This window comes from Mesorhizobium sp. YM1C-6-2, from assembly GCF_003666685.1.
In the GTDB taxonomy this organism is placed as follows: Bacteria; Pseudomonadota; Alphaproteobacteria; order Rhizobiales; family Rhizobiaceae; genus Mesorhizobium_K.
Genome location: NZ_RCIZ01000012.1, coordinates 14,746 through 38,016 on the forward strand (window position 1 = coordinate 14,746; position 23,271 = coordinate 38,016).

21 protein-coding genes and 1 tRNA gene are annotated in these 23,271 nt (G+C 63.6%); 20 read left to right on the forward strand and 2 right to left on the reverse strand.

What is annotated here, in order from left to right; genetic code table 11:
- Positions 1-227: 227 nt before the first annotated feature.
- Together D8676_RS22790 and D8676_RS22795 are read left to right on the forward strand one after the other, a co-directional pair.
- A complete protein-coding gene (locus tag D8676_RS22790; protein ID WP_183097205.1) occupies positions 228-2,984 on the forward strand; it encodes an autotransporter outer membrane beta-barrel domain-containing protein in 2,757 nt (918 codons plus the stop codon).
- Between the two features lie 387 nt (positions 2,985-3,371).
- The gene (locus D8676_RS22795; RefSeq protein ID WP_183097206.1) at positions 3,372-4,145 is read left to right on the forward strand and encodes an alpha/beta hydrolase; all 774 of its coding nucleotides are present in this window, start codon (positions 3,372-3,374) and stop codon (positions 4,143-4,145) included.
- Positions 4,146-4,548: 403 nt separating this feature from the next.
- Here D8676_RS22795 and D8676_RS22800 read toward each other — a convergent pair.
- Positions 4,549-4,638: transfer RNA gene (locus D8676_RS22800), tRNA-Ser, on the reverse strand.
- A gap of 1,191 nt (positions 4,639-5,829) precedes the next feature.
- Between D8676_RS22800 and D8676_RS22805 the strand changes: the two genes are divergently transcribed.
- The 11 genes from D8676_RS22805 to gyrA all read left to right on the forward strand — a co-directional run bounded on the left by D8676_RS22805 (position 5,830) and on the right by gyrA (position 18,332).
- On the forward strand, positions 5,830-6,033 hold the full coding sequence (locus D8676_RS22805; protein WP_121583397.1) for a hypothetical protein: 204 nt from the start codon (positions 5,830-5,832) through the stop codon (positions 6,031-6,033).
- Positions 6,034-6,174: 141 nt separating this feature from the next.
- On the forward strand, positions 6,175-6,918 hold the full coding sequence (locus tag D8676_RS22810; RefSeq protein WP_183097207.1) for a TylF/MycF/NovP-related O-methyltransferase: 744 nt from the start codon (positions 6,175-6,177) through the stop codon (positions 6,916-6,918).
- A gap of 326 nt (positions 6,919-7,244) precedes the next feature.
- On the forward strand, positions 7,245-8,426 hold the full coding sequence (locus D8676_RS22815) for a septal ring lytic transglycosylase RlpA family protein (RefSeq protein WP_245427096.1): 1,182 nt from the start codon (positions 7,245-7,247) through the stop codon (positions 8,424-8,426).
- 163 nt (positions 8,427-8,589) lie between these two features.
- Positions 8,590-9,726, forward strand: coding sequence for a D-alanyl-D-alanine carboxypeptidase family protein (locus D8676_RS22820; RefSeq protein ID WP_183097214.1), 1,137 nt, complete (start codon positions 8,590-8,592; stop codon positions 9,724-9,726).
- A gap of 134 nt (positions 9,727-9,860) precedes the next feature.
- Positions 9,861-10,535, forward strand: a complete 675-nt coding sequence (tmk, locus tag D8676_RS22825) for a dTMP kinase (protein ID WP_121583400.1) — start codon at positions 9,861-9,863, stop codon at positions 10,533-10,535.
- 4 nt (positions 10,536-10,539) lie between these two features.
- Positions 10,540-11,592 (forward strand): DNA polymerase III subunit delta', encoded by a 1,053-nt coding sequence (locus D8676_RS22830; RefSeq protein WP_121583401.1) that lies wholly within the window; start codon positions 10,540-10,542, stop codon positions 11,590-11,592.
- 91 nt (positions 11,593-11,683) lie between these two features.
- Positions 11,684-13,231 (forward strand): methionine--tRNA ligase, encoded by a 1,548-nt coding sequence (gene metG, locus D8676_RS22835; RefSeq protein WP_121583402.1) that lies wholly within the window; start codon positions 11,684-11,686, stop codon positions 13,229-13,231.
- A gap of 5 nt (positions 13,232-13,236) precedes the next feature.
- Positions 13,237-14,043: a TatD family hydrolase gene (locus tag D8676_RS22840; RefSeq protein ID WP_245427079.1), complete on the forward strand. Its 807-nt coding sequence runs from the start codon at positions 13,237-13,239 to the stop codon at positions 14,041-14,043.
- A gap of 3 nt (positions 14,044-14,046) precedes the next feature.
- Positions 14,047-14,856: an MBL fold metallo-hydrolase gene (locus tag D8676_RS22845; RefSeq protein WP_121583403.1), complete on the forward strand. Its 810-nt coding sequence runs from the start codon at positions 14,047-14,049 to the stop codon at positions 14,854-14,856.
- A gap of 23 nt (positions 14,857-14,879) precedes the next feature.
- Positions 14,880-15,350, forward strand: a complete 471-nt coding sequence (locus D8676_RS22850) for a YbaK/EbsC family protein (protein ID WP_121583404.1) — start codon at positions 14,880-14,882, stop codon at positions 15,348-15,350.
- 210 nt (positions 15,351-15,560) lie between these two features.
- Positions 15,561-18,332, forward strand: a complete 2,772-nt coding sequence (gene gyrA / locus D8676_RS22855; RefSeq protein WP_121583405.1) for a DNA gyrase subunit A — start codon at positions 15,561-15,563, stop codon at positions 18,330-18,332.
- 40 nt (positions 18,333-18,372) lie between these two features.
- On the opposite strand, the gene D8676_RS27875 is transcribed toward gyrA, so the two are convergent.
- Positions 18,373-18,504: a hypothetical protein gene (locus D8676_RS27875; RefSeq protein WP_281034297.1), complete on the reverse strand. Its 132-nt coding sequence runs from the start codon at positions 18,502-18,504 to the stop codon at positions 18,373-18,375.
- A gap of 181 nt (positions 18,505-18,685) precedes the next feature.
- Here D8676_RS27875 and coaD point away from each other — a divergent pair, with 181 nt between their 5' ends.
- Genes coaD through tgt form a run of 7 tightly spaced genes read left to right on the forward strand, consistent with a single transcriptional unit; the run spans position 18,686 to position 23,270 of the window.
- Entirely contained in the window at positions 18,686-19,189 is a 504-nt protein-coding gene (gene coaD / locus D8676_RS22860) for a pantetheine-phosphate adenylyltransferase (protein WP_121583406.1), read from the forward strand.
- Between the two features lie 18 nt (positions 19,190-19,207).
- The gene (locus D8676_RS22865) at positions 19,208-19,789 is read left to right on the forward strand and encodes a peptidylprolyl isomerase (protein ID WP_121583407.1); all 582 of its coding nucleotides are present in this window, start codon (positions 19,208-19,210) and stop codon (positions 19,787-19,789) included.
- Between the two features lie 22 nt (positions 19,790-19,811).
- Complete coding sequence (locus D8676_RS22870) at positions 19,812-20,324, forward strand: peptidylprolyl isomerase (protein ID WP_121583408.1); 513 nt, start codon at positions 19,812-19,814, stop codon at positions 20,322-20,324.
- 25 nt (positions 20,325-20,349) lie between these two features.
- On the forward strand, positions 20,350-20,799 hold the full coding sequence (locus D8676_RS22875; protein ID WP_121583409.1) for a DMT family transporter: 450 nt from the start codon (positions 20,350-20,352) through the stop codon (positions 20,797-20,799).
- Complete coding sequence (gene queA / locus D8676_RS22880; RefSeq protein WP_121583410.1) at positions 20,799-21,875, forward strand: tRNA preQ1(34) S-adenosylmethionine ribosyltransferase-isomerase QueA; 1,077 nt, start codon at positions 20,799-20,801, stop codon at positions 21,873-21,875. The genes D8676_RS22875 and queA overlap by 1 nt, the downstream gene beginning before the upstream one ends.
- 2 nt (positions 21,876-21,877) lie before the next feature.
- A complete protein-coding gene (locus D8676_RS22885; RefSeq protein WP_121583411.1) occupies positions 21,878-22,147 on the forward strand; it encodes a hypothetical protein in 270 nt (89 codons plus the stop codon).
- Entirely contained in the window at positions 22,140-23,270 is a 1,131-nt protein-coding gene (gene tgt, locus D8676_RS22890) for a tRNA guanosine(34) transglycosylase Tgt (protein WP_121583412.1), read from the forward strand. The genes D8676_RS22885 and tgt overlap by 8 nt, the downstream gene beginning before the upstream one ends.
- Position 23,271 lies beyond the last annotated feature (1 nt).

Genomic DNA, 23,271 nt, shown 5'->3' on the forward strand with positions numbered 1-23,271 from the left:
ATCTGGAACCGCCAAGCCACCGATCTTTCATGAATTGTCAATTATGGCTTGATTATGTCCGCCAAAGATGAATAACAGAATCATCGGCATAAAAGGCGGGAATTATGGGAATTAATTTTATTAGCTGTCCTGAATATACTAAATACTCGGGATTAGGGAAACCTTCATCAAGTATTGTTGGATTGAAACTAAGCACATCATGTATTGCGCTGGGCATTTCCTGCCTCATGCAGCAACCCGCGTCGGCGGCCGAGTATCTCGTGTCCAGCGAAGCCCAGCTGCGCGACACGCTCGCCGACCTCTCCGACGGCACAAATCCCGACCCCAGTGCGGTAATCATCCTTCAGAACGATATCGCGGTTTCGGCGACGCCCCTTCCCACAATCACCAAGTCGCTGACGATCGACACCGGCAGCTTCACCCTGTCCGCCAGCGGGGATACCGTTCTCGACGTTGAAGCCGGTCAAACGCTCACCGTGAACGGCAATATCGCCGGCTCCAATCTGTTTACAAAGGCGGGTGACGGGATCGCCGTATTTACCGGGTCATCAGTCTATAGCGGCATTTATACTGTAAACGAGGGAGTCGTCGAATATCGGGATGGCGCTCAGCTCAATACGGAAACTAGTTCTCCCACTATAAATGTGGCGCGCGGCGCCGGATCGAGCGGAAGCCTTCTGGTGACCGGCCCGGGGACGGTATTATATGGTCCACTTGATCTGGCGAGCGGAGCCAACTCGCAGGCGCTTGTCGAAATCACCAACGGCGGAGCAATCATATATAACGGTACCGATGGCCTGAGAGCCAGCACGGGGGCAGGCAGCACATCCTCGGTGATTGTCAGCGGCGCAGGGTCCTTGCTTGAAGCCACAAGCCGTATAGAATCCGGGTATTCCTCTGAAGCCTTCTTCACGGTTCTGGATGGAGGGCGCATCAACTCAGGGCGTGTAGACTTCGGCGGTCATTCTTTTCTGAATGGCGTATCCACCATCGGCGTGGTTTCCGGCGCGGGTTCGACCTGGGAAAGCAGTGGAACATTCGGCGTCTTCAACGGCTCCCTTTCCGTTCTCGACCAGGGCCAGGTAACGGCCACGGCCCTCGATATAGCGGCGGGTTCGGGGCGTGCCGCCGAGGTTTTTGTCTCCGGCGCAGGATCAAGCATCACTACGACCACGGGCAACGTCCGGATATCGACTTCGTCCGGCCAGGGCGAACTTACCGTCGCTCAGGGTGGCAGGGTGACGGTGAACGATGGCGCCGGGACCATTGCCATCACGAGTAGTGCGAGCGGTCGTGGCGTCCTCAATATCGGCGGCGGCGAGGGAGAGGCCGCGCAGGGCGCAGGCTTCATCGAAGCCGCAAGCATCAATTTCGGCGCGGGTGAGGGCGCCATCATTTTCAACCATACCGAGACCGGCTACAATTTCGACATCCCGATCATCAGCAACGCCGATGGCAACGGCGCGATATACCAAGCCGCCGGGCGGACGATCTTCAACATCGACCAACTGGGGTTCACCGGCTTTACCAGCGTCTATGGCGGCACTCTCGAGGTGAACGGCGCGCTGGGCGGGGTGATGAACGTTTTTGGCGGCACGCTGGCCGGCATCGGCGCGGTCGGCCCGACCAGCCATACCGGCGGCAACATCGCGCCCGGCATCGCCGGCGTGAACAATGGCCTCGGCGACCTGACGATCGCCGGCGATTACAACGGCCAAGGCGGCGGGGCGCTGCTGATCGATACGGTGCTCGGCGGCGATGATTCGCTCACCGATCATCTCATCATCACGGGTAATACGCAGTTCGGCAGCAACAATTCCGACGGCAATCCGACGCAGGTCTTCGTCACCAATCTGGGCGGCGTTGGCGGACAGACGGTCAACGGCATCAGGATCATCCAGGTAGACGGCGCCTCACAAGCGGGCCTGTTTACCCTGGGCGCGCCGGCGATCGGCGGCGCCTATCTCTACGGTCTCTTCCAGGGCACGCCCACTGTCGTCGACGGCGACTGGTACCTGCGCACGACCGATATCCTCGCCCCGACGGTGCCGGTCTACGAGAACTACCCGATCGTGATGCTCGGCCTGACCGAACTGCCGACCCTCCAGCAGCGCGTCGGCGACCGCTATTGGCCGGGCGACGAGGTCGCCGACGCGGCGGCGGGCTATGCCGGCCCGCGCAATTTGTGGACCCGGATCGAAGGCGCCCACGGCCATGTCGAGGGGGAGTCGACCACCGGCGCTTCCTATGACAGCGACCGCTTCCTGCTGCAGGTCGGCATCGACGGGCTGCTCGCCGAGAACGGCTCGGGCAGGCTGATCGGCGGCTTCAACGCGCAGTATGGCCGGGTCGACGCCGACATCTCGTCGGACACCGGCAGCGGCGACAGTTCGACCGACAGCTACGGCGTCGGCGCGACGCTGACCTGGTACGGCAATGACGGCATCTATGTCGACGGCCAAGCCTCGGTTAATCGACTGTCGAGCGATCTTTCCGCCGACGCCGTCGGCGATCTCGCCGACGGCAATGACGGCGTCGGTTACGCCTTCAGCATCGAGGCCGGCCGCAAGATCGGCGTCGGCGGCAGTTGGTCGCTCACCCCGCAGGCGCAGCTCGCCTACACCTCGGTCGATTTCGACGACTTCACCGATCCGTTCGGCGCCACCGTCTCGCTCGACAGTGGCGACAGCCTGAAGGGCCGGATCGGCGTGGCGCTGAACCATGACGCGGCCGACGCGGACCGCCGCAGCCATGTCTACGGCATCGCCAATTTGACCTACGAGTTCCTCAACGGAACGGCGGTCGACGTGGCCGGCGTCAACGTCGCCTTCGAGCCGGACTCCTTCGGCGCGGAGCTCGGCGTCGGCGGTACCTATCGCTGGGCCGGCGGAAAATACGCGCTTTACGGCGAGGCGCTCGCCTCGACCAGCTTCGAGGGCAGCCATGGCGTCAAGGGGACGCTCGGCTTCAGCACAAGATTCTAGGTGTAAGCTTTCGGGAGATTTATGCATTCGGACCGGACCGGGGAACTGGAGTTACCAAGCTTCGGCATCTATCGGCGGGTCCGAATGAACATCCACCAGTCGCTCCGCTCTAGTCTTGGACAACCTGTCTAGGCGGCCCGCTATGCGCCTGTGGGCCGGGTGTAGTGCTGGAATGTCTGCTGTCGTGCGAGGCCTGCCCAGAAGCCGACCGTCATCTAACGGCCCCCAGTCTGCCGAGCGCAGTATGTTCATTCCGGCTGCTCGCTCGCGCCCAACTAGCCTCGACACCGCCGGCGCTTCGACTTACTGGTGCGGGTGGCGAGCGTTATGGTTGACACCGGTCGAATCGTCCCTTGCGAGCAATCCCCCACTTCATGGATGAGGATGATGCAATTCTTTTCCTGCCCCAGTGGCGCGACACTGTCATACGGAAAGGCCGGCAAGGGCCCTCCGCTGGTGCTCGTCCACGGCAGCTTCAGCGATCATGAGACAAACTGGGCGATGGTGCGCCCCGCCCTGGAGGAGCATTTTACAGTATATGCGATCGCACGCCGCGGTCGCGGGAAGACGACATCTGGTCCGAGCCTGGCTGAGGAGGCTGAAGACCTCGCGGCGTTCCTGGCATCGCTGGCAGAACCCGGTTATCTCTTGGGGCACTCGTACGGCGCGCAGGTCGCTCTGCGAGCGGCCGCCGACAGCCCCCGGCACATTCGCAAGCTCGTGCTCTACGAACCGCCCTGGCCGGATACGGCCGCTCCGGAGGTACTGGTCCGCCTCAAACAGAGGGCGGAGGGTTCGGACTGGAACGGGCTGGCGGAGGATTTCTTCTCTGAAGTTCTGGGGCTGACGGCGGATGACATCGACGACCTCCGAATTGCGGACGCATGGCCGTCCATCGTCTCCGATGCCGAAGCATCGCTGAACGACATTTTGGCCCTGTGCAGCTACCGGTTCGATCCGGCCACTTTCCGGGACCTGCAGGTTCCGGTTCTGCTGCAGGTCGGGACCGAAAGCCCGCGACATGCCTTCGCAACCGATGCGCTTGCCAACAACCTGCCGCATGTCGAAATCCAGGAGTTGGAAGGACAGGCCCACGAGGCCATGAACACCGCGCCTCGCCTCTATGCCGAGACAACTACGCGACTGCTGCTGGGGAACTAACGCGTCGACGGGATCCACGGCTACTCGAATTGGGGTGAGCAGGGCGACGTTGACACGATGCTCGCCGACAGGGTTGTCCGTGTGTCCAAGTTTTGACGGAAGAAGCCGCATTCTGGTCTCGGCCAACAACGCCCGTCGGCACTTCGATTTCGGTTCCCGTCTCCATCCGACTGGTCTTGTCAACCAAGCCTGCGGGCAAGTTGGCTTTTTAAGCGAAACCAGTTAGTTGCAAGCTGTTCACCGAAAGGCGCCGGTTAATAGGTTTGGAGAGCATAGGGCCCGAGAGAACGCTTCCGCTTCCCCAGAGGCCGGAGCCGGTTAATGGCTCATCCGGTATAACCCTCGAAAACAACAAGAAAATCTAGCTGGAGCCAGATTGAGAGAACGCTTTCGCGAGGGCAACTGGCGGAAGAGGTGGGATTCGAACCCACGGTACGGTTCCCCGTACGCCAGTTTTCAAGACTGGTGCCTTAAACCACTCGGCCACTCTTCCATCGTTTGCGGTATATTTGGTAGTGGCTGCTGCATTTATGCTGCATTCTTCCACAAATATTGCAGTTAAACCACTGAAATAGCACGCCTTTCATACTATACAATGCCGGTTTTCAAGACCGGTTCCTTAAACCGCTCGGCCACCCATCCAGTCCTTGAAATCGTTGGGTTGTCCTGCTTCCCGGTGCCTCGTCAAAGATCTTGCTGCCGGATTTGCTACCGAACCATTTCAGGGGCCCGCCTTTAGCGCCTTCTGGATCGCAGCGTCAACCTGCTCGGCCGCGTCTGCCTGCATGCCCGCACGACGTGCGAGCAGGGCGCATCTCGACCGGCAGGGCGCCGGTCCGCGCGGCGTCATAGGCCAGCATCTTCTTCCGCTCGATTTTCGGGCCGTAAAGGTAGCTCGTCCTTCGCTCCACGCTACGGCTCGTGGTTTCGTCACTGATCCGCAAGAAGGGCGCGCAGCCGCTGGACGGACCGAGCATCGGTGCCGTGGCTGGCTTCAAAAGCGCGCATGTCCCGACTGTGCGCATGGCCGGCAAGACGCTCGGCTTTGCGACGAGCCAGTCTGGCGTTCCCCGAAGCGCTCGAATGGGAGTGCCAGGCGGCATGTCATCAGCTCAGATATCACCACCACCCTTTGGGCCATGTATGGTGCTGCACTACCACGCATACTGAGGGCTCTACCCACGCCCTCTGCTTCTCCGAAATTCAATGTTCGGCTGGCAATAACGGCGCGGTCTATCGATCCGAACCAAACTCGTCCTCGTCATCATCCCGTCGCCTGCCGTCCTTTCTGACATCCCAGAGAGCACGCAGGAAGCCGAGTATTCCGCGAAGATGATAAAGCATCAAATATTCCCCCTACCCACCGAAATACTAACACATCTTTCGCCAAACCCACAATCGAAGGGACCTGACATGCGTGCGGTCTCGGTCAATTTGATCTCGACTGGCTGCGGGAATGACCGGCTGCCGAGGAAGTGGCGGCGCGGTAGGGCAGGGCGGAGGCTGGCTTGACGCTGCTCGACCTCAGACCGACTGCCGTAAGCAGGAGCCGCTTGCCGTCCTTGCCATGGGCATGGCGGTGCGCGTGGCGGTCAGCTGAGCGGAGGGCGCTCGACTGGCAGAACGCGCGCACGGACCGCTGCGCCAGCTTCTACGACGTCACCAAGGCCGGGATGACGCCGACATGTTCATCGTCCCCTTTGACGATCGGCATGTGGAGCCGGGCCGCGGCACCGGCGAGGATCTGGACACGCTCCGAACACGTGTCACGGTCCTGGAAAACAACTCGGCCCGCGGCCGCGAGGATAAGGTGCTATTCCAGGAGCAGACAACAACTGCGCCTGCCGAGGTGCTGAAGACGGTGTCAATGCAACCAACGAGCGAATAGCGAAACTGGAGCCGAAGATCGGGGCGCAACAGCGGAGTTGGTCCGGCGCCCTCCAGAGCCATGGGCGCCGCGGTCGGGGACCATATTGACAGGCTCCCGGCTATCGATGCAACTGGAGGTTCAGGCATATCGGGATATATTATGTTTCGCTCAATTAAAGAGAAGCTCACGATTGCGTTCGGATCGGAGCAGGAAAAACGGCAGGCGAGGAGAGGGCGGGTAAAGAGGCATGTGAAGCGTGCCGGGCTTCACCTCTATCAGGATCACATGCTCTGGAGTTCGCAGCCCTACTACGTCAAGGCGAAGGGGCGCGTAAAAGGCGTTCAGGGCATCCCCGATCCGCGCTGCTTCGTGCTTCAGAGCTGCCTGCGGTCGATCAGCGAAGTGCAAGGGGACGTTGCAGAATGCGGAGTGCGGCAAGGCCGGTCCACGCTTTTCATGCTGACGGCCGACCTCGGCAAGCGCCACTATCATCTGTTCGATTCCTTTGAGGGTCTTTCGAAGCCGAGCGAGGAGGACCGCGACGGAAAAGGGAACGTTCATTGGGCGGCTGGGGACCTCGGCACCGACGAAGCTGTTGCGCGAAAGAACCTCTCGGGCTTTGACCACATCACCTTCCATGTTGGCTGGATCCCCGACACTTTGCCGGCGGTCGCTGACAAAAAGTTCGCCTTCGTCCACATTGACGTCGATCTGTACGAGCCGACCCGCGACGCATTGGCGTTTTTCTACGAGCGGACGGTAAAGGGCGGGATGATCGTCTGCGACGATTACGGCTCCGCAAAATGCCCTGGAGCCCGCAAGGCATTCGACGAATTTTTCTCCGGCCGCAAAGAGACGATTATCGAGTTGCCCACCGGGCAGGCTCTGGTTTCTAAACGGTAGAGACCCGTCTCCCCGTCCACCGTCGTGACCTCGTTCAGGCCGAGGTCATCAATCGGTCCCGCTGGTCCCCACGGCGGGAATTTTTTTTGCGTTTGAGGGTTGTCAGGACTTCACCACGCCACCGTTCGAACGGCCCCGCTGCTGCGGAAGAGCGAATGTTCGTAGGGCCCCGCAACGACGGGCCACCGGCGAAAGCCGGCCTTGCCACATTCCTGCCCGCTTCCCGACATAATCGCTTAACAAGCTGCTAAGCCTTCCCGTGCATATTGAGGGGCTAGGGGACAGGTTACGGCGCATTCGCGAGTCGTCAGGGGACAATTTTGACCATCGATTCTTCGGCGCGCTCGCGCCTCCTCAACGCTACAGCCGTCCTTGCAGTCACCGTCGCGGCAGGCTTTCTTGCCGCCTGCACCTCCTCGCAGCCCACGGCGATGGCGAACGTCAAAAAGCCTTCGAAGGAATATTTCTCGGAAGCCGAATACGGAGTGAAGGCAAGCCCGCGTGTCACCACGAAGATGGCGAATCTGACACGTGGCGGTGGCCGCGACATGGTCGGCAAGCCCTACAAGGTGCGCGGCAAGGTCTACTATCCGAAGGAAGACACCGACTATAGGAAGACGGGTCTCGCCTCCTGGTACGGTGACGCCTTCCATGGCCGACTCACGGCCAACGGCGAAGTCTATGACATGACGCATCTGACCGCGGCGCACCCGACCATGCCGCTGCCGAGCTATGCGCGCGTCACCAATCTCGACAACGGCAGTTCGGTCATCGTGCGCGTCAACGACCGCGGGCCTTATTCGCACAACCGGCTGATCGATCTGTCGAAGCGCGCCGCCGAGATGCTCGACTACACCCATGCCGGCACCGCCAAGGTGCAGGTCGAATATGTCGGCCGGGCGCCGCTCGACGGCCAGGACGACCAATATCTGATGGCGTCCTATCGCCCCGGCAACCGTGCACCGGATCCGTCCGACGGGATGCCCACCGGCGTGATGATCGCCATGAACGGGCCGACGCCGACGGCCAATGTCGGGCCGGCCGGCTTCCCCGGACAACTGGTCGACACGATGTCCACGGGATCGAGCGGGCTGGCCCTGCCGGCCCTCGGTCCGATCGCGCCCGAGCGGCCGGGCGGCGTCGGCGAGATGCAGGTCGCCATGGCGTCGCTCTCCTATGCCGCCGACGGAAAGTCAGGCGCGGCTTCCGCCTTCGCCTCGTTCGACGAACTCGATGCCGCCGCGGTCGTGCGTTCCTGGAAGCGCATGAACGGCGACGTGGCTGCCCGCGGCCCCTACATTGCGGCTGGTTCGTTCACCAGCGAAGGCGAGGCCCGGAAACTCGCTAGCACGCTCGCGGCGTTCGGCAAGACCGAGATCGAAGCCACCGAGATCGACGGCGTCATGTGGTACGGCGTCAACCTAATCGGCAACGGCCGGTCGATCGACGACCTGCTGCAGGCCGCCTGGTCGCACGGAGCGCCGGACGCCATAACCGTTCGCGACTGAGCCCGGCGTCGCTTCTCACATATTCGCGATTTTTGCAGCTTCCGGTTGATCGATCGTTGATCGGGCGATGCGAAGCCTGATAGGCTTTCGCATCTCAGCCGCAACACTGCAGGACTTCGCGCTCATGGCAACACGCGCATTCTCCTTCGTCATCGCGCTCGCGATGATCTTCGGCCCGTTGGGCATCGGACCGGCGCAGTCGCAGCCGCAGTCCCAACTTTTCGAGACACGCGCCAAGCAGGCGGTGATGATCGACGCCGAAACCGGCACGATCCTCTACTCGAAGGATGCGGACAAGCTGATCCCGCCGGCCTCGCTGGCCAAGCTGATGACGATGGAAGTGGTCTTCCATGCGTTGAAGGTCGGGCGGCTTTCGATGGACGACAAGTTCGCCGTCAGCAAGAACGCGTGGACGAAGGGCGGCGCCAAGTCGGGCGGCTCGACCATGTTCGCAAAGGTGAATTCGGAGATTCGGGTCGAGGACCTGATCAAGGGCGTCATCGTGCAGTCGGCAAACGATGCCTGCATCACGATCGCGGAAGGCATGGCCGGGACGGAAGAGAATTTCGCCGCTCTCATGACCGAGCGTGCCCGCATGATCGGAATGCCGAAATCGGTCTTCAAGAATTCCAACGGACTGCCCGCCGAAGGGCAGGTGGTCACCATGCGCGAACTCGTCACGCTGGCTCGCTACATGTGGCAGACCTATCCGGAATATTACCGCTTCTACGGGATACGCGAGTTCACCTGGAACAAGATCTCGCAGCCGAACCGCAACCCGCTGCTCGCCATGGAGATCGGCGCCGACGGCATGAAGACTGGCTATACCGAGGCCTCCGGCTACGCGATCGTCGGCTCGGTCGCGCGCGGCGAGAACCGCGTCTTCGCCGCGATGAGCGGCATGGCGAGCGAGCAGGATCGCGCCGAGGAGTCGCGCAAGCTGCTCGAATGGGGCCTGCGCGCCTTCGAGAAGACCGAGCTTTTCGCCGCTGATGAAGTCATCGGCGAAGCCCAGGTGTTCGGCGGCGAGAAGTCGGGCGTGGCGCTCAAGGCCAAGGGCCCGATCAGCATCTTCATCCCGCTCACCAACACCGACCGCCTCGTCGCCCGCATAGTCTACCAGGGGCCGCTGACGGCGCCGGTGAAGGCGGGTACCCCCGTCGGCGTGCTGAGGGTCTGGATCGGCGACAATATGAGCCAGGAAACGCCGCTCTATGCGGCGGAGAATGTCGGCCTCGGCACGCTGCAGCAGCGTGCGCTCGATGCCGTCGGCGAGCTGATGGTCGGCTGGCTGCGATAATTTGCTGGCGGCGGCGCCAAAATTTGGGCCGGCAAATGTTCCCGGCGCGTGCCGAAGTGATTTCAACCGGCCGTTCGATGCTCTAGATACGGTGTCGGCGGCGTGAGGCGTCGCCGGGACATGGATTTCAGGATTTGGCGCGCGGGTTTTTCATCACATTCGAAGGCGGCGAGGGCGCCGGCAAGTCGACGCAGATAGCGCGGCTGGCGCAGAAGCTGCGCGACAAGCGCTACCCCACGGTGGTGACGCGGGAGCCCGGCGGCTCGCCCGGGGCCGAGGCTGTGCGGCACGTCATCCTGTCGGGTGCGGCCGAGCCCTTCGGACAGGAGATGGAGGCGCTGCTTTTCGCTGCCGCTCGCTCCGATCACATCGAGCAGTTGATCCGTCCTGCGCTGCGGCGCGGCAAGGTCGTGCTCTGCGACCGCTTCGTCGATTCCTGGCGCGTCTACCAGGGGGCTACCGGCACCATCGATCCAGCATTGCTGGAGGAGATCGAGCGGGTTTCGGTCAACGGCGTCATGCCCGACCTGACGCTGATCTTCGACATCGACCCGGAGGAGGGGCTGAAGCGCGCCTCCGCGCGCCGCGGCGACGATCAGGCCGCCGACCGTTTCGAGAAGGAGACGCTCGCCATCCACAAGCGGCGCCGGCAGGCTTTTCTCGACATTGCGCGCAAGGAGCCGAAGCGCTGCGTGGTGATCGATGCGTCGGCGGATACGGAGACCGTCGAGAACGCCGTGACGGAGGCCGTTTTCGCGGCACTCGATTCGCGGTCGCCTGCCGAGCAGGAAGCGACGCAGGGAGCCTAGGCGCATGTTCGAACGCATCGCACCCGAGCAGCACGACACGCTGGACGGCATCCCCGAGCCCGCCGAGAACGCCCGCTTCTACGGCCATGGCGAGGCGGCCGGGATGCTGGCCGCCGCCTATCGTTCCGGCAAGCTGCCGCATGCGCTGCTCTTCGTGGGGCCGCTCGGCGTCGGCAAGGCCACGCTCGCCTTTCATCTCGCCTATCATTTGCTGAAGTTTCCCCGACACGAACTCGCGCCGGTCGAACTGGCGACGCCCGACCCGGACTCGGCCCTGTTCCGCCAGATCGCCATCGGCGCGCATCCTTCGGTGTTGCACCTGACACGGCCCCAGAACGAGAAGACCAAGGGTTTCAAGACGGTCGTCACGGTGGACGAGATAAGGCGGGTCAGCCGCTTCCTCTCCATGACCTCGCACGACGGCGGCTATCGCGTCGTGATCGTCGACCCGGCCGACGACATGAATGTCAGCGCCGCCAATGCGCTGCTCAAGAACCTCGAGGAACCGCCGTCACGCACCGTGTTCATCCTGATCTCGCATTCGCCAGGCGCGCTCCTGCCGACGATCCGCTCGCGCTGCCAGACAGTCCGGCTTTCGCCGCTCAGCCAGGGCGACCTCATCGCCGCGCTCTCCACCTTCGACGTGCAGCCGCCTGCCGACGAGCCTTCGCGCCAGGCACTGGCGGAGCGCGCGGGCGGCAGCGTGCGCATGGCCGTCCTGCTCACCCAGTATGGCGGGCTGGAGATTGCCGAGGCGACGGACGCGATCGTGCGCGCCTCGAAACTGGATATCCCGGGTGCGCACCGGCTGGCCGACGCGGTCTCCGGGCGCGATCGCGCCATCCAGTTCGACATCTTCAACCGCCATCTGCTCGACCTTCTCGCAGACGCCGCGAGCACGGCTGCCCTCAAGGGCGATGCGGCCAGCGCGGATCGCTACTCCCAGGACTGGCAGGAAATACGGGTTGCGGTGGAAGAGACCGAGACATATAACCTCGATCGCAAACAACACGCGCTGAACATGATCGTCCGCCTGCAAGACACGTTCCGAATGTGAAGCCCGGCCTTTGCGGCCCGGGATGGTTTCTGCCGTCCCGATGCGCTATCTGCCCCACAACATTCCGTCTTGCTTTTTGAACGGCTGTCCCATGTCCCGCGAAAAATTCTACATCACCACGCCCATCTTCTATCCCAACGGCAAGCCGCATATCGGGCATGCCTATACGGTCATCGCCACCGATGCGCTGGCGCGCTTCCAGAGGCTCGACGGTAAGGACGTCTTCTTCCTTTCGGGCACCGACGAGCACGGGCTCAAGATGCAGCAGACGGCCGAGAAGGAAGGCATCGCGCCCAAGGAGCTCGCCGACCGTAACTCGGCGATCTTCCGCGACATGGAAGCCGCGCTCGGCGCGTCCAACGACGACTTCATCCGCACCACCGAGGAGCGCCACTACAAGGCCTGCCAGGCGATCTGGGAGCGCATGGCCGCCAATGGCGACATCTACCTCGACCGCTACAGCGGCTGGTACTCGGTCCGCCAGGAAGCCTATTTCGACGAGAGCGAAACCACCGTCGGCGACGACGGCGTGCGCCGCGAGCCGCTGGGGTCGCCGGTGGAATGGAACGAGGAGGAGAGCTATTTCTTCCGGCTTTCCGCCTACCAGGACAAGCTGCTGGCCCTGTATGAGGGGACACCGGGCTTCGTCGGTCCGCAGGAGCGGCGCAACGAGGTCGTCAGCTTCGTGAAGTCCGGGCTGAAGGACCTGTCCGTCTCGCGCTCGACGTTCAACTGGGGCGTGCCGGTCCCGGGCGACGAGAAGCATGTGATGTATGTCTGGGTCGACGCGCTGACCAACTACATAACGGCGGCGGGATATCCGGACACCTCGAACGAGAAGTGGAGCTACTGGCCGGCGACCCACATCATCGGCAAGGACATCGTACGCTTCCACGCGATCTACTGGCCGGCCTTCCTGATGTCGGCGGGGATCGAGCTGCCGAAGCGCGTTTATGCGCACGGCTTCTTGTTCAACCGCGGCGAGAAGATGTCGAAATCGGTCGGCAACGTGGTCGACCCGTTCGCGCTGATCGAGCATTACGGGCTCGACCAGGTGCGTTACTTCTTCCTGCGCGAGGTGCCTTTCGGTCAGGACGGCAGCTATAGCCACGAGTCGATCGTCAACCGCACCAATGCCGACCTCGCCAACGATCTCGGCAATCTGGCGCAGCGCTCGCTGTCGATGATCGCCAAGAACTGCGGCGGCCTGGTGCCGGCAAAGGGCAGTCTCGCCGAGGCCGACAAGACGATCCTTGGCCAGGCGGCGGACGCGTTGGTCACGGCGCGCAAGGCAATGGCCGAGCAGGCGATCCACCAGGCGTTGGCTGCCATCTTCGGCGTCGTCGCCGAGGCGAACCGCTACTTCGCCGGGCAGGAGCCGTGGGCGCTGAAGAAGACGGATCCGGCGCGCATGGAGACCGTTCTCTGGACCACGGCCGAGATCATCAGGCGGGTCGGCATCCTGTGCCAGCCATTCGTGCCCGGATCGGCAGCCAAGCTGCTCGACCTGCTGGCGGTGCCGGAGGATGAGCGCAGCTTCGCGCATGTCGCCGACGCGCATGCGCTGGTGTCGGGCACGTCGCTGCCTGCGCCCACGCCCGTCTTCCCGCGTTATGTCGAGCAGGCCGAGGAAGCCTGACGTCCATGCCCGAGATGACGCTCGTCGACAGCCACTGCCACCTCGATTTCCCCGACTTTGCCGAGGAGCGGGCGGCGGTGGTCGCGCGGGCGAAAGCCGCCGGCGTCGGCCATATGGTGACCATATCGACGCGCGTCCGGCGCTTCGCGCAGGTGCTTTCGATCGCCGAGGAGTTCGACAACGTCTTCTGCTCGGTCGGCACGCATCCGCACAATGCGGCGGAAGAACTCGATGTCACCGCCGAGGAACTGGTGCGGCTATCGGCGCATCCGAAGGTGGTGGCGATCGGCGAGGCCGGGTTGGACTACCACTACGACAAGTCGCCGCGCGACGCGCAGATGAAGGGTTTCCGCACCCATATCGATGCTGCTCGGCGGACAGGGCTGCCGCTGGTCATCCACGCGCGGTCTGCCGACGAGGAAATCGCCTCGACGCTCGAAGAGGAGACGGCGAAGGGTGCATTCCCGTTCGTGCTGCACTGTTTCTCGTCGGGACGCGAGCTTGCCCGCACCGGCGTGAAGCTCGGTGGCTACGTTTCCTTCTCCGGCATCCTCACCTTCAAGAATTCCGAGGAACTGCGCTCGATCGCAGCCGAGGTCCCGCCCGACCGGCTGCTGGTCGAGACGGATGCGCCTTACCTTGCCCCGGTGCCGCTGCGCGGCAAGCGCAACGAACCGTCCTATGTCGTCAACACGGCCAAAGTCCTTGCTGAGACAATCGGCGTAAGTGACGAAAAAATATCGGAAATAACGACTACGAACTTCTTTCGGCTGTTCTCCAAGGCAGCCAAGGCCGTACGGCAGGACGGCTGAACGGTGGCGAGCCGGCTGCGCTTCACGGTGCTCGGCTGCGGCTCCTCGCCGGGCGTGCCGCGCATCATCGGCGACTGGGGCGATTGCGATCCCGCCAATCCCAGGAACCGCCGCACCAGGACCGCGGCCATGGTCGAGCGCGTGGCGGAGGACGGCGGCGTCACCCGCGTCGTCATCGATACCGGGCCTGATTTCCGCGCGCAGATGCTGGCGGCGAAAGTCGATCGCATCGACGCCGTTGCCTACACCCATCCGCATGCCGACCACATCCACGGGATAGACGACCTGCGCGGCTACTGGCTGGAGCAGCGCAGGCTGATAGACATCCACGCCGACGCGCAGACGTTGACGCGGCTGAAGCAGGCCTTCGGCTACTGCTTCGAGACGCCGCCCGGCGGCTCCTACCCGCCGATCGTCAGGGCGCATCTGATCGATCCGCCAGCGCCGTTCACCATCGAAGGCGAGGGCGGCGACCTCACCCTCGAACCGCTGCCGCAGATCCATGGCGATATCCATTCGCTCGGGTTCCGCGTCGGCCGGCTGGCCTATTGTCCCGATGTCAGCGGCTTTCCGCCGGCGACGGCGGAGCGGCTGCGCGGGCTGGACGTGCTGGTCGTCGATGCCCTGCAATACAGGGGGCATCCCAGCCATTTCTCGCTCGGCGAGGCGCTCGAATGGATCGAACGGCTGAAACCCGGGCGAGCCGTGCTGACCCATATGCACACGCCGCTGGATTATGCGACGGTTGCCGCCGAAACGCCGGATTATGTCGAGCCGGCCTATGACGGCATGGTTCTGGAAATCCCCTTTTAGGCCGAAATCGAATAGGAAATTCCATGGCAGGCAGCATCGAACGCGTGACGGAAGCGGCCAGGCAAGCGGGCATGGAGATCGAGGTCAGGCGCATGGGCGCTTCGACCCGCACTTCGGAAGAAGCTGCTGAGCAGTGCGGCTGCGGCGTCGACCAGATCGTCAAATCCTTGATTTTCCAGGGCGAAGCGACCGACGGGCTCTATCTTTTCCTGTTGCAGGGGTCGAGCCGGCTGAGCCTTGCCAAGGCCCAGGTGCTTGCCGGCGAAAAGCTGAAGCGCGCCGACCCGCGCCTGATCCGCGACCGCACCGGTTTTGCGATCGGCGGCGTGTCGCCCATCGGGCATACGGCGCCGGTGCCGGCCTTCGCCGAGGATGCCTTGCTGAAGCACGACGCCGTTTGGGCAGCCGCCGGCGCGCACGACGCCGTCTTCAGGGCGGAGCCGGGCAAGCTTCTTGCCGCGGCGAAGGCGACGGTCGCCGACATCGCCGAATAACCGCCGGCGAAGGCTGGGCGGTGGCGATCGGCCGCCTTTGGAAACCGACTTTCCGCGGCTTTTTGACACCCTCGTCCAACTGCTTGAAATAGCTCGCTGATTAAGCGTTGGAAAAAGATCCCCGCCGCAGCTTAAATCGCTGCGGCGATTGGAGAAATCGGGCGCGCTCCTATATAAGGAATCAATGATTCTCTTTGCGCGTGAACCGATTTGAACGACCCGAAAAAACCGGGCGGGCCGGAAGGTCCTTCCGACATCGAACCGATCTCCATCATCGAGGAGATGCAGCGCTCCTATCTCGATTACGCGATGAGCGTGATCGTGTCGCGCGCGCTTCCCGACGTGCGCGACGGCATGAAGCCGGTGCACCGGCGCATCCTCTTTGCCTCGCATGAGAGCGGCTACCACTGGAACCGCAAATATGTGAAGTCGGCGCGTCCCGTCGCCGACGTGATGGGTAAATATCACCCGCACGGCGACGCCTCGATCTACGACGCCTTGGTCCGCATGGCGCAGGACTGGTCGATGCGCGTGCCGCTGATCGACGGGCAGGGCAATTTCGGCTCGATCGACGGCGATCCGCCGGCGGCGATGCGCTACACCGAGTCTCGCCTGACCAAGGTGGCGCACGAGCTGATCGAGGACATCGACAAGGAAACCGTCGATTTCCAGGACAACTATGACGGCTCCGCCCAGGAGCCGCGGGTGCTGCCGGCGCGCTTTCCGGCGCTGCTGGTCAACGGCGCCGGCGGTATCGCTGTCGGCATGGCCACCAACATCCCGCCGCACAATCTCTCCGAGGTGTGCGATGCCGCGATGGCGCTCATCGACAATCCGGCGATCAGCCTGACCGACCTGATGGAGATCGTGCCCGGTCCGGACTTCCCGACCGGCGGCATCATCCTCGGCCGCTCCGGCATCTACAACGCCTATTCGACTGGTCGCGGCTCGATCATCATGCGCGGCAAGGTGCATGTCGAGGAGATCCGCAACGACCGTGAAGCGATCATCGTCACCGAGATGCCTTATCAGGTCAACAAGGCGACCATGATCGAGAAGATGGCCGAACTCGTGCGCGACAAGCGCATCGAGGGCATCTCCGACATCCGCGACGAAAGCGACCGCCAGGGCTATCGCGTTGTCATCGAGCTGAAGCGGGATGCCAATTCCGACGTCATCCTGAACCAGCTCTACCGCTATACGCCGCTGCAGACGTCCTTCGGCGCCAACGTCGTCGCGCTGAACGGCGGCAAGCCTGAAGTGATGACGCTCCTCGACATGCTGAGGGCCTTCGTGTCCTTCCGCGAGGAGGTCATCAGCCGGCGCACCAAATTCCTGCTGCGCAAGGCGCGCGAGCGGGCCCACGTGCTGGTGGGTCTGGCGATCGCCGTCGCCAACATCGACGAGGTGATCAAGCTGATCCGCCGGGCGCCGGATCCGGCGACGGCGCGCGAGCAGTTGATGGAGCGGCGCTGGCCGGCAGGCGACGTGGAAGCGCTTATCCTGCTGATCGACGATCCGCGCCACCGGATCAATGACGACGGCACCTACAATCTCTCCGAGGAGCAGGCGCGCGCCATCCTCGCGCTGCAGCTCTCGAGGCTGACGGCGCTCGGTCGCGACGAGATCGGCGACGAACTCGGCAAGATCGGCGAGGAGATCAAGGATTTCCTCGACATTCTCGCCTCTCGCGTGCGCATCCAGCAGATCGTCAAGGACGAGCTTACCGCCGTGCGCGACGAGTTCGGCACGCCGCGTCGTAGCGAGATCACCGACGGCGGCGCCGACATGGAGGACGAGGACCTCATCCAGCGCGAGGACATGGTCGTCACTGTCACGCATGAGGGCTACATCAAGCGTGTGCCGCTTTCGCTCTACAGGGCGCAGGCGCGCGGCGGCAAGGGCCGCTCCGGCATGTCGACCAAGGACGAGGATTTCCTCACCCGACTCTTCGTCGCCAACACGCATACGCCGATCCTGTTCTTCTCCTCGCGCGGCATCGTCTACAAGGAAAAGGTCTGGCGCCTTCCGATCGGCAGCCCGCAGTCGCGCGGCAAATTCCTGCGCAACATGCTGCCGCTGGAGGAGGGCGACCGCATCACCGCCATCCTGCCGCTGCCGGACGAATCCGAGTGGGACAAGCTGCACGTCATGTTCGCCACCACGCGCGGCACGGTGCGGCGCAACGAACTTTCCGATTTCGCCGACGTGAAGCGCAACGGCAAGATCGCCATGAAATTCGAAGAGGAGGGCGACGCCATCCTCGCGGTCGAGACCTGCACGGAGAACGACGACGTGCTGCTGACGGCCGATTCCGGCCTGTGCATCCGCTTCCCCGTGACGGATGTCCGCGTGTTCCAGAGCCGCGGCTCGCAGGGGGTGCGCGGCATCAAGCTTGGCGACAACGACCGCGCCATCTCGATGACCATCATCGAGCATGTCGAGGCTTCGGCGGCCGAGCGCGCCGCATACCTCAAGCGGGCTACGGCGGAGCGCCGCGCAGCTTCGGCCGAGGATGCTGAAGGCGAAGAGGATATCGCGCTGACCAACGAGGAGGTCGGCGAGGAGACGGACCTTTCCGACGAGCGTTATGAAGAACTCAAGGCGCGCGAGCAGTTCGTGCTCACGGTCACGGAGTACGGTTACGGCAAGCGCTCGTCATCCTATGATTTCCGTGTCATCGGGCGCGGCGGCAAGGGCATCCGCGCCACCGACGTCTCGAAGGTCGAGGAGATCGGCCCCCTGGTCGCGACCTTCCCCGTCGGCGATGAGGACCAGATCATGCTGGTTTCGGACGGCGGCACCGTCATCCGCGTGCCTGTCGGGGGCATCCGCATCGCCAGCCGCGCCACCAAGGGCGTGACCATCTTCAATACGGCGGAAGGCGAGAAAGTCGTTTCGGTAGAGCGTATTTCCGAGCCGAATGGCGGGGAAGAGGAAGCGCCTGCGTCTGAAGAAGAAGGGCCCGAAGACCAAGGTTAAGCTGATGCGAGGCGGCCCAAAGCCGCTTCGCAGGCGGTAATCAGTGGCCGAAGCCGCGCAGGTTGGTCCTCTTTTCCTTCAGCCTCATGCGCTCGCTTTCCTGGTGAAGGCCGAAAGCGGTGGCGATCAGCATGGCGATGGTCATTGCGGCGGCTAGCATGTAGATCATCATGGCGAAACTCCTGCGCCACAACGTATTGCGGGCGATTTGGTTTCAATAAGCTCGCCTCACATCTAGTCGGGCCGCCTTTAATCGAGCGTGAGCGGGCCGTTCATCTGCCGTTCATGCGATTTGCATCTGTAGTCGGGCGTACAGCTTCCATCCGGAACTGAAAGGCTCTAGAAGCACGCCAATGACAGACCGCCATGCCATCTATGCCGGCTCCTTCGATCCGCTGACCAACGGGCATCTCGACGTGCTCAAAGCGTCGCTCGCGGTCGCCGACACGATCTATGCCGCGATCGGCATCCATCCGGGCAAGACGCCGCTGTTCTCCTTCGAGGAGCGGTTGAAGCTGATCGAGACGGTGGCGAAACAGGAGCTCGGCAAGGATGCGAAGCGCATCAAGGTCGTCTCCTTCGACGGACTGGTCATCGATGCCGCCAGGAAACTCGGCGCATCCATCATGATCCGCGGCCTGCGCGACGGTACCGACCTCGACTACGAGATGCAGATGGCCGGCATGAACGAGACCATGGCGCCGGACCTGCAGACCGTCTTCCTGCCGGCGAGCCCGTCGGTCCGCACGATTACCGCCACACTCGTACGCCAGATTGCATCGATGGGTGGCGACATCCGCCCCTTCGTGCCGAAGGCGGTGGTCGCTCCGCTCAAGGCGAAATTCAAATCCAGATAAGGTTCAGGAGAATATCCCATGCTGAAAAGGCTCGCTTCGGCGTGCGTCGTAGCCGCGACATTGGCCGCCTCCCAGCTCGCCTATGCCGCGGATCCCGAGAATACGCTGATCATCACGCTCAAGGACGGCGACGTGACGATCGCCCTGCGGCCTGACCTCGCGCCGAAGCATGTCGAGCAGATCAAGGCGCTGGCGCGCGAAGGCGCTTACGACAACGTGGCCTTCCACCGCGTCATCGACGGCTTCATGGCGCAGACCGGCGACGTGCAGTACGGTGACCTGAACGACGGCTACGATGCGATGGCCGCCGGCATGGGCAGCTCCGACAAGCCGGACCTGCCGGCGGAATTCTCCGACACGCCCTTCGTACGCGGCACGGTCGGCATGGCCCGCGCCCAGGATCCGAACTCCGCCAATTCGCAGTTCTTCATCACCTTCGGCGACGCTGGCTTCCTCAACGGCCAATATACGGTGGTCGGAGAGGTCGAGGGCGGCATGGAACTGGTCGACAACATCAAGAAGGGCGACCAGGCAGACAACGGCACCGTCACCGACCCCGACCGCATGGTCAAGGTGCGGATCGCCGCCGACAACAACTGACACATACGAAAGGATTTTCAGAATGGCCGAGATCAAGGATCGCGAGAACGCGCTGATCGTGGAGACGACCAAAGGCAATGTCGTCATCGAGATGTTTCCCGACCTGGCGCCCGGCCATGTCGCCCGCATCAAGGAACTGGCGCGCGAAGGCGCCTATGACGGCGTGGTGTTCCATCGCGTCATCGACGGCTTCATGGCGCAGACCGGCGACGTGAAGTTCGGCAAGTCCGGCGGCAAGGACTTCAACCCTGGCCGCGCCGGTATGGGCGGGTCGGACAGGCCGGACCTCAAGGCCGAGTTCTCCAACATGAACCATGGCCGCGGCACCTGCTCGATGGCGCGCGCGCAGAACCCGAATTCGGCGAACTCGCAGTTCTTCATCTGCTTCGACGACGCCGGCTTCCTCAACCGCCAGTACACGGTCTGGGGCCAGGTCATCGAAGGCATGGAGAATGTCGACAAGATCAAGCGCGGCGAGCCGGTGCAGGATCCCGACAAGATCGTCTCGATGAAGGTCGCGGCTGACGTAAAGTAAACCTGAACGCGCGGGCGGTACGGCGATGATGGGACTGTTCTGGTCGGTGCTCGGCATAGCGTCGGGCGCCTTCATCGCCGTCCAGGCGCCGATCAACTCGCAGCTCGCGCGCGGCCTCGGGCTTCCCGTCGCGGCCGCCGCCTTCTCCTTTCTGTCGGGCGCCATCGTGCTTGGCCTCGCCACCATGCTGGTGACGCGCGGCCAAGGCATCTCGCTCGACTGGAAGGCGCCGGCGCCCTGGCTCTTTGTCGCCGGCGGTATCCTCGGCGGCGCCTATGTCACCATCTCCACCATACTCATCCCGCGCATCGGCGCTGCCGCGCTGATGGCGTTCCTGGTTGCCGGGCAGCTGGTCGCCGGCATGCTGCTCGATCGCATTGGCTTCCTCGGCATGGCGGTCCGCGAGATCTCGCTCGGCCGCCTGGTCGGCGCAGTGCTGCTCATGACGGGCGCCGTGCTTGTCCGGCTTACCTGATGCGCGTCGACCTCTTCGATTTCGACCTGCCGGAGGAGCGCATCGCGTTGCGCCCGGCGACCCCGCGCGATGCGGCCAGGCTGCTCGTGGTCCGTCCGCAGGAGGCGTTCGAGGATCGCGTCGTGCAGGACTTGCCGTCGCTGCTCGATGCCGGCGACGTGCTCGTCTTCAACGACACCAAGGTCATTCCGGCGCAGCTCACTGGCATCCGCAGGCGTGGCGACGCCTCGGCCGAGATCGATGCGACGCTGCACATGCGCGTCGCGCCTGACCGCTGGCTCGCCTTCGTCCGACCGGGCAAGCGCGTCGCAGCCGGCGACCGCATCCATTTCGGCCATGACGGCAATTCCTGCTTCCTCGGGCAACTCGACGCGACCGTGATCGAGAAGCGCGAGGGCGGTGAGGTGCTGCTCGGCTTCGATCTCTCCGGGCCGTTCCTCGACGAGGCTCTGCATGCGGTCGGCCACATTCCGCTGCCGCCCTATATCGCCTCCAAGCGCGATGACGACGAACGCGACCGCACCGACTACCAGACGATCTACGCCCGCGACGAGGGCGCCGTCGCAGCCCCCACCGCCGGGCTTCATTTCACGCCGCAGCTGTTCGCGGCGCTCGACGCACGCGGCGTCGAGCGGCGTTTCGTCACGCTGCATGTCGGGGCAGGGACCTTTCTGCCGGTCAAGGCGGACGACACGGCCGACCACAAGATGCATGCCGAGACCGGCCATGTCTCGCAGGCGACCGCGGATGCGATCAACGCCGCCAGGGCGCGCGGCAATCGCGTCGTCTCAGTCGGCACCACGTCGCTTCGGCTGCTCGAAAGCGCCGCTGCGGAGGACGGACGCCTCGCCGCATGGTCGGGTGCGACCAACATCTTCATCACGCCAGGCTACCGCTTCCGCGTCGTCGATGCGCTGATGACCAATTTCCACCTGCCGCGCTCGACGCTGTTCATGCTCGTCTCGGCCTTCTCCGGCCTGGAGCGCATGCGCGCGGCCTATTCCCACGCTATCGAAACGCACTACAGATTCTACTCCTACGGCGACGCAAGCCTGCTTTTTCGCACGGAGGAATGATCATGGACGAAGATATCGCCACCATGAGCCGCGATGGACTGGTCGCGGAAGTGAAGAAATTGCGGAACGGCATCCGCAAGCACCGGGACTCCACGGGCCACGATCTTTGCTGGCATCATCCCGACCTCTGGGAGCTGCTGCCGGAGCGAACGGAGCCCGAGATCGCGGTGCCGCCCTGGCCGAAATTCATGCGCGGCTGCATCCGCTACCGCCAGTCTCTCGATGCGCAGGCGCCGGACGCGCCGGTGCACGACAAGGAGTTCAATGGGTAGCAAATTTTCCTTCCGCCTGATCGCGACCGACGGCAAGGCCAGGCGCGGCGAAGTGTCGATGCCGCGCGGCAACGTGCGCACGCCGGCCTTCATGCCGGTCGGCACCGGCGGCACCGTCAAGGCCATGTACATGGACCAGGTCCGCGACCTCGGCTCAGACATCATCCTCGGCAACACCTACCACCTGATGCTCAGGCCCGGCGCGGAGCGCGTCGCCCGGCTCGGCGGCCTGCATGAATTCGCTCGCTGGCCCTATCCCATCCTCACCGATAGCGGCGGCTTCCAGGTCATGTCGCTGTCCCAGCTTCGCAAGCTGACCGAGAGCGGCGTCACCTTCCGTTCGCACATAGACGGCGCGCCCTACGAGATGACGCCGGAGCGCTCGATCGAGATCCAGGGACTGCTCGATTCCGACATCCAGATGCAACTCGACGAATGCGTGGCGCTCCCGGCCAAGCCAAAGGAGATTGAGCGGGCCATGGAACTGTCGCTGCGCTGGGCCGAGCGCTGCAAGACGGCCTTCGGCGAGCAATCGGGCAAGGCGATGTTCGGCATCGTGCAGGGCGGCGACGTGGCCGGACTGCGCATACGCTCGGCCCAGGCGCTGAAGGCGATGGACCTCAAGGGCTATTCGATCGGCGGGCTGGCGGTCGGCGAGCCGCAGGCCGTCATGCTCGACATGCTCGACGTCACCTGTCCGGAGCTGCCGGAGGAAAAACCGCGCTATCTGATGGGCGTCGGCACGCCCGACGACATACTGAAATCGGTGGCGCGCGGCGTCGACATGTTCGACTGCGTGATGCCGACCAGGGCAGGGCGCCATGGCCTCGCCTACACCCGCCGCGGCAAGATCAACCTGAAGAACGCCCGCCATGCCGACGATCCCCGTCCGCTCGACGAGGAGAGCAACTGCCCGGCCGCGCGCGACTATTCCCGCGCCTATCTCCACCACCTCGTGAAGTCCGGCGAGGCGCTTGGCGCCATGCTGCTCACCTGGAACAATCTCTCCTATTACCAGCAGCTGATGCAGGACATCCGCGACGCCATCGAGGCGCGACGCTTCGCCGATCGCGCCGCGGAGATCACCGAAGGCTGGGCGCGGGGCGATTTGCCGGCACTCTAGC

Excerpts from the sequence above, each read along its gene's own strand:
- D8676_RS22790 (WP_183097205.1), top strand. The coding sequence starts at position 228 with ATGCAGCAACCCGCGTCGGCGGCCGAGTATCTCGTGTCCAGCGAAGCC.
- D8676_RS22795 (WP_183097206.1), top strand. The coding sequence starts at position 3,372 with ATGCAATTCTTTTCCTGCCCCAGTGGCGCGACACTGTCATACGGAAAG.
- D8676_RS22805 (WP_121583397.1), top strand. The coding sequence starts at position 5,830 with ATGTTCATCGTCCCCTTTGACGATCGGCATGTGGAGCCGGGCCGCGGC.
- D8676_RS22810 (WP_183097207.1), top strand. The coding sequence starts at position 6,175 with ATGTTTCGCTCAATTAAAGAGAAGCTCACGATTGCGTTCGGATCGGAG.
- D8676_RS22820 (WP_183097214.1), top strand. The coding sequence starts at position 8,590 with ATGATCTTCGGCCCGTTGGGCATCGGACCGGCGCAGTCGCAGCCGCAG.
- D8676_RS22830 (WP_121583401.1), top strand. The coding sequence starts at position 10,540 with ATGTTCGAACGCATCGCACCCGAGCAGCACGACACGCTGGACGGCATC.
- metG (WP_121583402.1), top strand. The coding sequence starts at position 11,684 with ATGTCCCGCGAAAAATTCTACATCACCACGCCCATCTTCTATCCCAAC.
- D8676_RS22840 (WP_245427079.1), top strand. The coding sequence starts at position 13,237 with ATGCCCGAGATGACGCTCGTCGACAGCCACTGCCACCTCGATTTCCCC.
- D8676_RS22850 (WP_121583404.1), top strand. The coding sequence starts at position 14,880 with ATGGCAGGCAGCATCGAACGCGTGACGGAAGCGGCCAGGCAAGCGGGC.
- D8676_RS27875 (WP_281034297.1), bottom strand. The coding sequence starts at position 18,504 with ATGATGATCTACATGCTAGCCGCCGCAATGACCATCGCCATGCTGATC.
- coaD (WP_121583406.1), top strand. The coding sequence starts at position 18,686 with ATGACAGACCGCCATGCCATCTATGCCGGCTCCTTCGATCCGCTGACC.
- D8676_RS22865 (WP_121583407.1), top strand. The coding sequence starts at position 19,208 with ATGCTGAAAAGGCTCGCTTCGGCGTGCGTCGTAGCCGCGACATTGGCC.
- D8676_RS22870 (WP_121583408.1), top strand. The coding sequence starts at position 19,812 with ATGGCCGAGATCAAGGATCGCGAGAACGCGCTGATCGTGGAGACGACC.
- D8676_RS22875 (WP_121583409.1), top strand. The coding sequence starts at position 20,350 with ATGATGGGACTGTTCTGGTCGGTGCTCGGCATAGCGTCGGGCGCCTTC.
- queA (WP_121583410.1), top strand. The coding sequence starts at position 20,799 with ATGCGCGTCGACCTCTTCGATTTCGACCTGCCGGAGGAGCGCATCGCG.
- D8676_RS22885 (WP_121583411.1), top strand. The coding sequence starts at position 21,878 with ATGGACGAAGATATCGCCACCATGAGCCGCGATGGACTGGTCGCGGAA.
- tgt (WP_121583412.1), top strand. The coding sequence starts at position 22,140 with ATGGGTAGCAAATTTTCCTTCCGCCTGATCGCGACCGACGGCAAGGCC.